The 12,913-nt window shown below is 71.1% G+C and carries 10 protein-coding genes; 2 read left to right on the top strand and 8 right to left on the bottom strand.

Annotation, left to right across the window (positions count from 1 at the left end):
* Positions 1-51 precede the first annotated feature (51 nt).
* From OHB41_RS07310 to OHB41_RS07290, 5 genes are all read right to left on the bottom strand, one after another.
* Complete coding sequence (locus tag OHB41_RS07310) at positions 52-1,071, bottom strand: alcohol dehydrogenase catalytic domain-containing protein (RefSeq protein WP_266697130.1); 1,020 nt, start codon at positions 1,069-1,071, stop codon at positions 52-54.
* A 495-nt stretch (positions 1,072-1,566) separates the two neighbouring features.
* Positions 1,567-2,571, bottom strand: a complete 1,005-nt coding sequence (locus tag OHB41_RS07305) for a D-cysteine desulfhydrase family protein (RefSeq protein WP_266697129.1) — start codon at positions 2,569-2,571, stop codon at positions 1,567-1,569.
* A gap of 125 nt (positions 2,572-2,696) precedes the next feature.
* Entirely contained in the window at positions 2,697-4,052 is a 1,356-nt protein-coding gene (locus OHB41_RS07300; protein ID WP_266697128.1) for a mycothione reductase, read from the bottom strand.
* Positions 4,053-4,177: 125 nt separating this feature from the next.
* Positions 4,178-6,487 (bottom strand): SpoIIE family protein phosphatase, encoded by a 2,310-nt coding sequence (locus OHB41_RS07295; RefSeq protein ID WP_266697127.1) that lies wholly within the window; start codon positions 6,485-6,487, stop codon positions 4,178-4,180.
* Positions 6,488-6,735: 248 nt separating this feature from the next.
* The gene (locus tag OHB41_RS07290) at positions 6,736-6,924 is read right to left on the bottom strand and encodes a bleomycin resistance protein (protein WP_266697126.1); all 189 of its coding nucleotides are present in this window, start codon (positions 6,922-6,924) and stop codon (positions 6,736-6,738) included.
* A gap of 684 nt (positions 6,925-7,608) precedes the next feature.
* Here OHB41_RS07290 and OHB41_RS07285 point away from each other — a divergent pair.
* Positions 7,609-8,088 carry a DUF6023 family protein gene (locus OHB41_RS07285; RefSeq protein ID WP_266697125.1) on the top strand — a complete coding sequence of 160 codons (480 nt, stop codon included), beginning with the start codon at positions 7,609-7,611 and terminating at the stop codon, positions 8,086-8,088.
* A 20-nt stretch (positions 8,089-8,108) separates the two neighbouring features.
* Here OHB41_RS07285 and OHB41_RS07280 read toward each other — a convergent pair whose 3' ends face one another.
* The 3 genes from OHB41_RS07280 to OHB41_RS07270 form a co-directional block, all read right to left on the bottom strand.
* Positions 8,109-9,848: a protein kinase domain-containing protein gene (locus tag OHB41_RS07280; protein WP_266697124.1), complete on the bottom strand. Its 1,740-nt coding sequence runs from the start codon at positions 9,846-9,848 to the stop codon at positions 8,109-8,111.
* Between the two features lie 555 nt (positions 9,849-10,403).
* Positions 10,404-11,039 carry an FMN-binding negative transcriptional regulator gene (locus OHB41_RS07275; RefSeq protein ID WP_266697123.1) on the bottom strand — a complete coding sequence of 212 codons (636 nt, stop codon included), beginning with the start codon at positions 11,037-11,039 and terminating at the stop codon, positions 10,404-10,406.
* 293 nt (positions 11,040-11,332) lie between these two features.
* Positions 11,333-11,758: a spore-associated protein A gene (locus tag OHB41_RS07270; RefSeq protein WP_266697122.1), complete on the bottom strand. Its 426-nt coding sequence runs from the start codon at positions 11,756-11,758 to the stop codon at positions 11,333-11,335.
* 511 nt (positions 11,759-12,269) lie between these two features.
* Here OHB41_RS07270 and OHB41_RS07265 point away from each other — a divergent pair.
* Positions 12,270-12,857, top strand: a complete 588-nt coding sequence (locus tag OHB41_RS07265) for an iron-sulfur cluster-binding domain-containing protein (RefSeq protein WP_266697121.1) — start codon at positions 12,270-12,272, stop codon at positions 12,855-12,857.
* Positions 12,858-12,913: the final 56 nt, after the last annotated feature.

The raw sequence follows: 12,913 nt of genomic DNA, 5'->3' as shown, positions 1-12,913 counted from the left end.
CGTCGCCGGCGACGTGAAGTGGGGTCCGGTTCCCGGCGGTCGGGGGCGCGGTCAGGCCCGTACGGCGTCGAGCACGACACGGAAGCGCGCCTCGCCGGACATCATGCGCTCGTAGGCCTTCGGAGCCTCGGCCAGCGACATCCGCTCGATCAGCGGAAGGACCCCGTGCCGCACGCTGAAGGCCAGGTTGTCCTCGTTCTCGATCGGGGTTCCGGTCAGGCTGCCGGTGATGGTCCGCGTACTGAGCACGAGGTCCGGCGTGGAGACCGATATCGGGTCGGTGCCGACCCCCACCACGATCATGCGGCCGCGCGGAGCGAGCCCCGTGACCAGGGGTGTCATCGAACTGCCGCTCGCCGCCGTCGCGACGATGCCGTCGGCGCCGCCCAGTCGCGCCAGCGCCTCTCCGGGGTGCTCGGCGGCGCTGTCGATGTAGTCGTCCGCGCCGAGTGAAGCCGCCAGCGACGCCTTCTCGGCCCCGCGGGCGATCGCCACGACCCGGTGGCCGAGCCTGGCCGCGTACTGCACCGCGAGATGCCCGAGACCCCCGATGCCCTGCACGGCCACGAGCGACCCGGGCCGGCTGTCCAGCTGCCGCAGGGCGCTGAGGCTCGTCAGGCCGGCGCACAGCAGAGGGGCCGCTTCCGCCGACGAGATGCCCTCCGGAATCCGGGCCAGCGCGTTGGACCTGGCGTACAGCACTTCCGCGTACCCGCCGTCGACGGTCGTCCCCGTCTGCTCCTGGTCGGCGCAGTTGACGAAGTCGCCCCGCCGGCACGGGTCGCACTCACCGCAGTGACCGGCCAGGAACCCGACGCCCACCCGCTCGCCGACCTGCCACGCCCGCACGCCCTCGCCCACGGCGTCGATGGTCCCGACGACCTCGTGACCCGGGACGACGGGCTGCGACGGATCGGCCCTGAGTCCCTCGACGGCGAGCACGTCGGAGTGGCACACCCCGCAGCTCTCCACCTTGATCCGTACATGGCCCGGGCGGGGCGGGACGAGTTCACGGGTGGTCCATGCGAACTGCCGTGATCCGGTGACTTCGAATGCCTGATACGTGGACACGTTTCTCCTGGGGGATGTGCTGCGCCCCGTCCGAGTCCCGCGTGGGAACTCCCTTCGGCCCGCCTGTCCTCGCGGTTGCGGGTGGCGGAGCCGGGGCCGCGGGCGATCCGCGGAGGCGCTACGAAGACAATATGACCGGTCGTCTTAGACGTCAACGCACACCCCCTCATCCTGCGTGCCGGGTGGTGAAGAGCGGGGGCGGGGGAATCCGAGGCCGGTGAGTTCCGGTGTGCGCCGGGCTGTTGCCGCACCGGGCCGCGCCACCGCATTGACGGGTAACGATGGGGCGTGAGAGATCCATCACTGCTTGGACCGGTGATTTTCCTGGGTGGGCTGACCGGTCCAGGGTCGTCCAGGAGGCGAAGGGGCGTGGAGCGACCCTGTGCGTCGGGCCCGCGGGAGGGCTACCGGCGGGCGGCGCCCGCCGGCCCTTCGACGAGGTCGTCGACCAGCGGATCGGAGACGTGGTCGAAGTCGCCCCCGGCGTACGGCGGTTCAGGCCTCCGTACGGGGCGACGTCCGCTCCGGCTCGTAGGCGTACAGGCCGTCGACGGCGCGGTGCACGGTCTCCGCATGCCCGAACAGACCCGGCAGTCCGCCGGTGTGCAGCAGGGCGGTGCGTTGCCCCGGGCGGATGTCGCCGTCCCGGACCGCGGCGATCAGCCCAGCCATGGCGCGCCCGCTGTAGACCGGGTCCAGGACGACACCCTCGGTGAGCGCGGCAGTTCGCATCGCCTCCAGGACCGGTTCGTGCAGCACCCCGTACCCCGGGCCCACCTGGTCGGTGCGGATCCGCAGGGACTCAGGGGCGATGTCGCGGCCGGTCAGCGCGCCCGCGAGGTCGGCGACGGTGACGGCCGGCTCTGCCACCGCCCCGCAGTGAACGCCGAGGACACGCCGCTCCCCGAGTGCGCCGATCAGTCCCGCCATGGTGCCGCCGGAACCCAGGGCGACCACGACGTGCTCCACGTCGGGCAGTTGGGTGAGCAACTCCTCGCCGCCGTCCACATATCCCCGTGCCCCGAGGGGACTTGAACCGCCGAAGGGGATGGGGAAGGGGCGCGCCCCGTCGTGGCGCAGTTGACGGCAGACGTCGTCCATGACGCCGGCCATCGTGCTCGGGTCGCTGTCGCCGGCCCAGAAGACCCTGGCTCCGAAGAGACTGTCGAGAACGAGGTTGCCGGAGCCGTTCACGGCGCTGTCGCGGGTGCCGGGGAAGACGAGCACGACGTCGAGCCCGAGGCGGGCGCCGGCGGCCGCGGTGAGACGGGCGTGGTTGCTCTGCGCGGCGCCGGTGGTGACCAGAGTGTCCGCGCCGGCCGCGAGGGCGGCGCCGACGGTCCATTCCAGTTTGCGGACCTTGTTGCCGCCGCCTCCCAGCCCGATGAGGTCGTCCCGCTTGATCCAGAGGTCGTCCTCGCCCAGGCCCAGCTCCGCGGACAGACGCGGCACCCGCTCCAGCGGGGTGGGCCATGTCGACAGGGCGATCTTGTCACTCATGAAATCTCCAGCTCAAGTGGCGCACCGCCGAGGGCGGATGGGAAGAGGGACGGTTCCGGCGGGGCACGCAGTCACCGTACGTCGGGCACTCCCGCTCCCGTCGCCTGCCCACCCCCGGGCGGGCACTACAGGGCCAGCAGGGCCTGTTCGACCACTTCGGTCAGTGCCGGGTGGATGTACAGCACGTCGCGGGCGATCCGGTCCACCGTCAGCCCCAGTTCCATGACTTGGATCAACTGCTGGATGAGTGTCGCCGCCTGTGGGCCGATGATGTGCGCGCCGAGGATCGTCCGGGTGACGGGATCGGCCAGGATCTTCACGAAGCTGGTGGTGTCCTCCAACGCCCATCCGTACGCGGCGTCCCCGTAGTCGCGGACACTCACGAGGTGGTCGATGCCGCGACGGCGGGCCTCCTGCTCGGTCAACCCGATGCCGGCGATCTGCGGACTGGTGAAGACCGCGTGCGGCGCGATCTTGTGGGGCAGTGAGCGTATGTCCTCGGGATGGAGCAGGTTGTGCCGCACGAGCCGGACTTCGGCGTTCGCCATGTGCTTGAGCTGGAAGTGGTTCGCCGTGTCGCCCAGGGCCCAGACCCCCGGTACCGACGTGCGGTAGGCGCTGTCGGTCACGATGTGGCCGTGTCCGTCGAGGTCCAGACCGCCGGCGGTGGCGTCCAGCCGGTCGGTGTTGGGCCGGCGGCCGACGCACACCAACAGCGCCGCGGCCCGGACGACATGGTCGCCGTCCGGACAGGACACGGTGACCGCGACGCCGTCTTCACGCCCCTCGACGGAGGTGACGGCGGCGTCGAGGAGGACCCGACGGCGCCGCGACGCCAGGTCGGTGTAGCGCGCCGACACCTGTTCGTCCTCCGCCATCAGCAGGCGCGGCCCCCGCTGCACGATCGTGATGTCGGAGCCGAACGCGCCGAAGACATGGCCGAACTCGGCCGCGATGAAACCGCCACCGATGACGACCATGGACGCGGGCACCTCGTCGATCCGCATGATGGTGTCCGAGGTGTGGTACGGGACGATGTCAAGGCCGGGGATGTCCGGCACCACGGGCCGTGACCCGACCGCGACGACGAACGTGTCGGCGGTGATCCGCTCGGCTCCCACCTGCACCACCTTCGGCGCGACGAAGCGTCCCTCCTCGGTGTACACGTCGACGCCGTTCTCCCTACGGTAGTTCAGCGCGCTCTCGGGCAGCGGATCGATGCGGTGGAACACCCGGTCGCGGACGGCCTTCCAGTCGACGTGCTCGACCGTCGCGTTGACACCGAGACGGGATGCCGCCCGCGCGTCCTCGACCGCGTCGGCGGCGACGACGAACATCTTGCTGGGAATGCAGCCTCGGTTCAGGCACGTGCCGCCGAACAGGTCGGGTTCGACGACAGCGGTGCGGAGATGAGCGAGTTCTTCGCCGGGCACCATGTTGCCGCTGCCCGCTCCCAGAACCACGAGATCGTAATGGCGCACGTCCGTTCACCTTCCGTGGACGAACCGTCCGGCCCGGCGGCGCGCGGGCCGGCGGGGAGGGCGTGGTCCGCGCCGCCCCGCCTCCCTTTCGCTCGGGCACCGTGATGTGGTGCGGGCGACCCGGGTCATTCGGAGGACCCCGGGTCCCGCAGGGGCTGCTCCGCCCAGACGATCTTGCCGTGCTTGTGATGCCGGGCGCCCCATTGGTCGGCGAGGCTGGCGACGATGAACAGTCCACGGCCCGTCTCGTCGACCGTCCGGGCGTGTTTGACGTGTGGGGCGCTGGTGGCGCCGTCGCTGACCTCGCAGGTCAGCATCCGGTCGAGGATCAGCCGTAGGCGCAGGGGCGGGGCTCCGTGACGGATCGCGTTGCCGACCAGCTCGCTGACGATGAGTTCGGTGGTGAAGGCCGTCTCCTCGTCCACCGCCCAGACCTCCAACTGGCGGCGCGCCGCTCGACGGGCGATGGGCGCGGCCTCGGCGTCGGCCGGCAGGGGGACCGTCAGGACTCGGTCCGCAGGCAGCGCATGCGTACGAGCGAGCAGTATCAGTGTGTCGCCGGAGGGCCGATCGGCCACGAGCGCGTCCGTGAGGTCACCGCAGAGCTCCGGCAGCGGCCTGGCACCGGCGGAGTCGAGGAGCGGGCGCAGCGGACCGGAGGGTGCCAGGACCTTGTCCCCCGCCGTGGCCGTGGCCATCGCCAGAGTGCTGCCTTCGGGGAGGTCGACGGTGATCGCGGGGAAGGGGGCGCTGCTCATTTCGGCGAGAAGGGGGCCCGCCGGGACGGGCAGTTCCGTGGAGGTGCCGTCGGGGAGCACGGCGACGGGCTGCGGGAGGCCGGCGCGGGCGAGGGTGCAGGTGAGCTCGACCGGGTCGTAGATCGCGACGGCACAGCCGGCGGTGAGCGACTCGCGGCACATGGGATCCCCGGGCGGCAGCGTGGCGCAGGCTCTGGAGAGACGGCCCGCGGTGTCGCTCAGCCGAGCCAGCAGCTCGTCGGGCTCCAGGTCCAGGGCGGCGAGGGTATGGACGGCCGTGCGCAGGATTCCCACCGTGACGGCCGCGCCGATGCCCTGCTCCGCCACGTCACCGACGATCAGCGCGGTCCGTGCGCCGGGCAGCGCGATCGTGTCGGACCAGGCTCCGCCGCCGTCCGGGTCGGGAAGGAACAACCGGGAGATCTCCAGGGTGTTCGGTGTGCCCGAATGCTGGGGGAGAAGCCTGCGCTGGACCGTGGCCGCGATGATCCACTCACGCATGTACCGACGGGCGGTCTCGACGCAGAGCGCGGCGTGCGCGCACACGGAGGAGGCCACCGCGAGGTCCTCCTCCGTGAAGGGGTCCTCCTGCCGGTGGCGGTAGAAGCTGACCACGCCCAGAGCCTGGCCGTGCAACGCCAGCGGGGCCACGATCAGGGAGTGGGCGCCGGATCGCTCGATGGCGTCGGCACGGGCCGGGTCGGCGGTGAGCCAGCCGGTGTCCTTGCCGACGGAGACGAGGCGCGGCCGCAGGTCGGAGAGCACGTGCGAGAACGGGGTGTCTCTCGGCAGGGGGCGCACGTCTCCGACCGGGTAGGCCGAGACCGGGCCGCGGAAGGCGGCTCGGCGCAGGACGACGTCCTCGTGGACGGGCACCTGCGGGGGCTCCTCTCCGTGGACGACGTCCTCGATCACGTCGACCACGGTGATGCCCGCGAACCCGGGCACTACCGCCTCCACCAGTTCCTCGCACACGGCGCCCACGTTCAGCCCCTGCCCGACGTGGGTGCGCACCGCCTCCAGCAGGGCCAGGCGGTGATGCGCGTTCTCCCGCTCGGTGACGTCGAGCGCGGATGCCACCAGTCCGAGCACATCGCCGTGGGAGCTCTCCAGACGGACGTAGGAGATGGAGTAGATACGTCGCCCGAGCCCGTCCGGTGAGTCGACGACGGCGCGTACGAGGCGGCTGACCACCGGCTCGCCCCCGTCCAGGACCTGCTGTGCCACCGCGGCCTCTTTTTCGGGGTCTTCGAGGTGGTAGGCCCGGGTGAAATGCTTGCCGGCCAGGTCCTCCTCCGGCGTGCCGGGCAGACCCTGGGTGGCGCCGGGCACGCGGGCCACCCGCAGCTGATGGTCGAGGACGTGCAGGCGCGCCGGGGAGTGGGCGAACACGGCCTCCAGGATCTCCACGTCCTGCCCCGACACCCCGTCCTGCGCCGCGAGGACCTGCCACATCACGGAAGCGCCCCGCAGCACCGGTTTGACCAGGACCGGGGTGCGGGCCGCGAACCCCTCGCGCCGGCCTCTCCCGTCGGCCGTGGCCTCGCGCACGAGCTCGGTCACCGCCTGGCCGACGGCCTCCTCGGCGGACCACCCGAACAGCTGCTCGGCCTGGCGTCGCCACTCGACGACCCGGCCCTCGTCGTCGATGAGCACGAGCACGTCACCGCTGGACATTCGACAGCACCTCCGTCTCCATCGGTTCCCGCCCGTCCCGCGCGTACGGACGAACGGGCTTCTGCCACCGGTGACTTGGGCGTCCGGACCGGCGAAACCGGCGGCGGTGAGCCGCATCCGGACGGCGACCGGGACGCGGGCCGGGGACCGGGCGGGACCATCGCGTCGGGAAAGCGTCACCGTGCCCTCGACCGGGGAACACCGTCCCGGTCAGGGCGAGAGGGAGGAACTGCCGCGTCATGGCCGGTCTACCGCCGCAGCGCGTCCATGTGGAGCGCGGCGTCGGACGCCGCCTCGTCGGGAGCCCGGCCGTGCTCACGGGCGGTCATGTACGCGGCGTACCAGTCCCACCAGTCGTGGTCCGGGGCGGTCGCCTCGTAGAAGCCGTGGTGCTCCGCGGTCTCCTGCAGGAGTGCTGCCAACGCCACGACGTCCATGACGAAACCTCCTCGTCGTACGGGATCCCGTCACGGTCCGGGAAGGCGTACCTGGGCCTCCTGCAACAGCCACTTCATGCCGTCCGGGTCGCTGAACGACGCGTACGTGGCGTATCCGCGACGTTCCGGATCCGGCCGACCCGTTCCCGGGCGTCGGACCCATGGGCGTCGTGGGACACACCACTCCATGTCGGCGCCCCCGGACCTAGGTGGAAGCGCGGGGCACGGTCGACGTCGGACGGGCCGACCAACGTGACAATTGTCGCTTACTGGACAAGGTCCGGCGAGGTGAGTCCGTCGCGCGGGCGCCGCGACGTTCGGTGACGCGCGTGGACCGGGCCGTGAAAGGCCGCCCGGCCGTCGTGAGACCGTCTCTGCCCACCGTCACCGACGACGCCGCGCCTGCGCTCCGTGCGGCGCTGTCACGAACTCCGGCTCCGGCTTCGACCGGGCAGGGGGCTACGCCCCGCGTTGCTCGAGTAACGCTCAGGAACAGGATCTTTCGCTTGAGGCGCGCATGACGAACTCGTAGTGTCCCGAGGGGTGATCGCCGGGCCGGACCCACCGCGCCAGGTGCACATGACAAGGGGGAACAACTGTGGGCATCGGCATGACCTTGGTCGACGGCGGTAGGGCGACGCTTTCCACGAAAGGGAGCGGGTGGAAGTGGCCGGAGACCTCCTCATGAGGCGCCGGCCCCGATGGTTCCTCGGCTGTGCCCTGTTGTTGTCGGCCTTCTGCCCCACGGGCTGCGCACCGGACCACGAGTCCGCACCTGGGCGCGGTGCCTCGGCACCCGCCGCTCACCGGAGTGCTGACGCACAGGCCGAGAAGACGCTCACGGCCCAGGTCCAGGCTGCACTCGACGCGGTCGCGACGGCGGATGCCCCGATGGTCGAGTCCGGGACGGAGCGGGTGTCCGACGGAGTACACACCCGCCCCGGTGTGGCCGAGGGCACCGCCTACGAGTTGACCGTGGTGTGCGCGGGGAAGGGGGATGCCGAGATCGAGTTCACCCCGGCCGGCGCGGGTTCGAAGAGGCCGGTCCCCTGCGACGGTTCCGTGGTCTTCGATCGGTTCACGGCCCGAGGCTCGCTCCGTCTCGATGTCCGGGGAAAACCCGGCTCGACAGGCATGATCGCCTGGCGGATCGACAAGCTCTGACTGCGTACCCCCACAGCACGTCAGTGGGCGGTGCCGGTCTGCCAGGCGATCCGGTCGTCGGTCGCGATGACCATGTTCCCGTCCTCCAGTACCTTGAGCGTCGCGCCGTCGGCGCCTTGGGAGTTGCTGGCCCACACCGGCTTGGCCTGGGCGCTGTAGACCACCAGGTTGCCGTCCTCCTGGAACACGGCCGTGTTCCCCGGGCCCTGGGTCCGGCTCGCCCAACGTGCCTTTCCGGACTCGTCGTAGAGCACCAGGTTGCCGTCCGTCTGCATGATCAGCTTCGAGCGCACGGTCCGCACGAGCTTCCCGACCTCGAACGTGAAGGGAGGCTTCAGCACCAGGGCGTCGGGCAGGTGGCCCCCCTCCGCGGAACCGGCGTCGCCTGCGCCCGGGCTCGCGTCCGAGCCGGCGGATGCGCCCGCGCCTGCGGCGGAGGGAGACGGCTTCGCCCTGGTCCCGGCGGGCTCGGCCGACCTGTCGGCGGCACGGTCGGCACTGGCGGACGGCGCGGCTCGCGTGGTCCCGGAGCCTTCGTCGTCGAAGGCGTGGAACAGGAGCAGCGCGGAGGCGGCGACAGCGACCAGCGCACCCGCGCCGATGGCGGCCGCCGCCCCCTTGCGCCGACCGTTTGGGCGCCCTTCGCCGGCCGGCCGCGGAGTCGGCCCGGTTCCCGGGCGGGTGTTGCCCGGGTGGGCGTCATGTGTGTCTGCCGCGTGCGGGCGTGCGAGTGGGCCGGGGCCCGATTCCGGCGCGAGGAGGGTGACCGCGTCGGCTTCCCGGGTGCCGACCGCGGTGGCCGTCGGCGGTGGGGAGAGCGGCGCCGTCGCGTCCAAGAGGTCGGCTGACATACCGCCTCCCATGCCACTTCCCCGGCCGGCGACGGTCGCCGCACGTTCCCGGTCCGTCGCGGGGACCACGGCGAGTGCCAGCTGGTAGGCGGGATGCTGGACCAGATCGGTCTCGGCCTGGCAGAGTTCCACGATCCGCTGCAGGCCGGGGCGCTGGGCCGGATCACTGTGCACGCAGGCCGAGATGAGCTCGGCGACGCCGGACTCCACACCCCGCAGGTCGATCTCCCCGTGCACCGAGCGGTAGGACACGGCTGCGAACGACCCGTCCCCGTAGGGCGGTCGGCCGGTGACAGCGAACGCCAGAGTGGCGCCCAGGGCGAACACGTCCGCTCCCGGACCGGTCTCGCTGCCCGTGATCGTCTCCGGTGCGATGTACCCGGGACTGCCCATCGCGCTGCCGACCTGGGTCAGGTCGGACGGACCGCTGTTCCGGGCGATGCCGAAGTCGATCAGCTGAGGGCCGGTGGCGGAGAGGATGACGTTGTGCGGCTTGAGGTCCCGATGCCACACGCCGCGGACGTGGATGGCGTCCAGGCCCTCGGCCAGGGCGGCCAGCATGATCCGGGCCAGGTCGGCGGGGAGCGGTCCATGGGTCATGACCGCGGCGTGGAGCGTGGGCCCCGGCACGTACTCGGTGGCCAGCCAGTACGGGGGTGTGTCCAGCTCCGCGTCGATGAGTGACGCCGTATACGCGCTGCGGACCGTGCCCAGGGTCTCTACCTCGCGCCGAAACCGGCTGAGGGCGTGGTCGTCGTGGCGGAGGTGGTCGTTGATCACCTTGACGGCGACCGGGCGGCCGCCCGGCGAACGTGCGAGGTACACCCTCCCCATGCCGCCCTCGCCGAGCCTGCCGACCAGCCGGTAGCGACCTATGTGTGACGGATCGGAGCCATCGAGCGAATGCACTGGACCTGTCCTCCTGAAGTGGGACCCACAGTCACCGGATCCGCCGTGAGGTCGGCTCGGCCGGGCTCCAACTCCGTTGCCCAGTGGGGTGCGAGTACCAGTCCGTCGACTCCACGTCTGGACCGGACACCGACATAGTAGAGGGAGCCGACACCCGTGCCTCACCCGACGCGGTGGTGGCACCCCGGCTGTGGGGTCAGTCCTTCACCAAAGGTGCCGGGACGCGGCAATGGTCCCCAACTCGCCTGTGAGGGAAGGCAGTTACCGGATGGAGCGAGTACGGGCGGCGAGGACGGGATCCGGCCCCCCCCGGAGGGAAGGACGCGGCGGAGGCCACGGCCGTCGGTCAGTCGACGGGGCCGGCGGCGCCCGACGGGACGCGGAACACGGGACCTGTGGGGCCGCGCGGTCCGGGTACGCCCTGCCGCGGCACGGCGCCGTTCTCGTGTTCCCAGCCCGCGGTCGCCCGGGACCGGGCCCACAGGGGACGGCCGCGGGCCGGCAGGCGGCGTGACGTCACGGCGGTACGGGGCCCTCGCCCTCGCCGACGTCGCCTCAACGGCCCGGACGGTGGGCCTGGACGGCAGCGGCGACGGCGTCGTCAAGGCCCTGGCCGCGGCTCCGGAGCCCGTGGACGACACCGCTGATGTCGCCCTGGGAGCGGTTCTGGCTGAGTTTGAACTTGGCTTCGATGCGGGTGATGGAGAGTTCGACACCGACGATCGCCCGCAGTTGGCCCTGGATGTAGGGGGCCGGAGCGTCGTCGACGGACCACGGGGTGGTGGCGGCGGCCTCGTGTTTGTCGGTCAGTCGGCGTACCTGGTCCTCGACCCACGCGGGGTCGTCGTGGACGACCAGGTCCCCGTGGACGTGCGCGGTGATGTAGTTCCAGGTCGGAACCTGGCGGTGGTGCTCGGCTTTGGACGGGTACCAGGTGGGTGTGACGTAGGCGTCGGGACCGCGCACGATGACCATGGCCTGGCCGGCCGGGGGCTGCTGCCACTGTTCGTTGTTGCGGGCCATGTGCCCGATCAGGGAGCCGTGCGCACCGGCCTCGGGGTCGTGGACGAAGGGCAGCAGGGTGGCCTGGAGGCCGTCCTCGGTCACAGTGATCAGGTCGGCGGCGCCGTGGCGAAGCAGCAACTGCCGGACGTCCTCGTCGGTGGGGGCGAAATATCGCGGAACGTACACGGTCGGCCTTTCGTGGACGGGGCGGGTGGGCCGTCCTGTCCCTGGGGTTCGAAGGTGCGCAGAATTGCACTAGTGCAATATCTCATTTGAATTAAGGTAAAAGTAGCAAACGGTCGCCTCGCGCGAAAGGGACGCAGGTGGGGGCAGGGCCGCCGCCCGTGGGAAGGCGGTCGCTGACGGAGTGCGTCAGGGGCCGGGATGGCCCCTGGCAGGTCCGGTCGGACAAATCCCGCCGCGGACGCGGACGGGCGTCCGCGTCCGCGGCGGGATCGAGGCGGGTGGGTGCGGCGGCACTAGCCGCAGTTGGTGCCGTACTTTCCGAAGTGCGTTCCGTCCACCGCGCCCCACCAGTCCACGCAGGACCCGGCGGCGCCGACGTATACGGGGCCGACGTAGGAGCGGTAGACGCCGCCGTCCTGGTCGTCGTAGATCTCGCCGCCGCTGCGCCGGATGAAGAGGTCCATGGAGACCGGCTCGCCCGCGACGTTCCGGACGGCGACCGCGCAGTTCTTGCCGGTGGCGGAGTTGTAGGTGAGGTAGGCCGTGCCGATGTCGCCGACCGGCGTGGAGTTGACGGTCTTGTAGCCGGTGCCGCAGGCCCCGTTGTAGGCGGCGGTCGTGGTCGCGGTGGCGGGTGCTGCCGACGCCGCCGGTGCCAGAGCCGTGAGGGCGACGGCGCTCACGGCCGCCGCTGCCGCGCCCTGCACCACGCGCATCATCCGTGACATTTCATTCCCCGTTCGTGTCATTCACCGAGTGGGCATCGGCGGCCCGGTTCGCACTGCGCGCTCGATGCTTTTCCGTACGTCGAGTACGACCAGTCGAAGACCCCACCCGTTGTGGCCGTCACGGCAACGACTCCGTGCCACACGTCATGGACACGCATCAGTTCGGTGAACTCCACGCGTTGGGGCTTGCGTCGGCTCTCGCGCGGCAGCCGTCCCCCGCGCCGCACGAGGCCCTGACAGTGCCCATCCGGACACGGTCCCGGATCGCCTCCGCGCACCCGCTGGCCGCCGACTGAACCTGACACCTCGGTCGACCAGACGGATGGTCAGTCGACACCCCCCGCACCATCGTCCTGGGACCGGACGGGCTCGTGCTCGGGGGAGCCGTGACCGGCGGCCAGGTTGTGCTCGACCTCTTCGAGTCCTCGCAACAGAGTCCTTTGCCGCGCGGGCGTCATCCCGGCGGTCGTGAGGCGGTATCGGCATCACGCCCGTCCTGAGCATGGCGCGCCGGCTGACAGAGCTCGGGGCGTCCTGGGAGGTCCACTACGCGGCACGTTCACGCCACGCCGCCGCGTTCCTCCCCGAGTTGTGCGCTCTCGCCGACTCGGGTGCGGGCAGCTTGCGGAGGTACTTCGCCGACGAGGACGGGCCACGCGCGCTCAAGATCGCCTCCTTGGTGGCCGACACCTCCGGCGAAACCCACCTCTACTGCTGCGGACCGGCTTCGATGCTGGCCGACTTCGAGGAGGCGACCCACGGAATCGGTCCGGAACGCGTGCATCTGGAACGGTTCCGTGGAGAGCTGCCGCCCGCCGTCGACGGGGGCTTCACCGTCGAGCTCGCGCGATCCGGGAAAGCCCTGGGAATCGCACCTGGCGAAACGATACTTGACGCGGTGCTCGACGCCGGTGTCACCGTCGACTTCTCCTGTATGGAGGGTATCTGCGGCTCCTGCCGGACCCCCGTGCTCTCGGGCGAACCGGAGCACCGCGACACCGTTCTGTCACCGGAGGAACGGATCGCCGGAGACACCATGATGATCTGTTGTTCCGGAACGAAAGGCGCTCGTCTTGTCCTCGACCTCTGACCACGGCGTCGAAACGGTGTGGTCCGAAAAATGGGGCCAGGTCCGTCCACACAGGA

The organism is Streptomyces sp. NBC_01571 (assembly GCF_026339875.1).
Lineage (GTDB): Bacteria > Actinomycetota > Actinomycetes > Streptomycetales > Streptomycetaceae > Streptomyces.
This window is presented reverse-complemented; position numbering and strand designations above follow the sequence as displayed.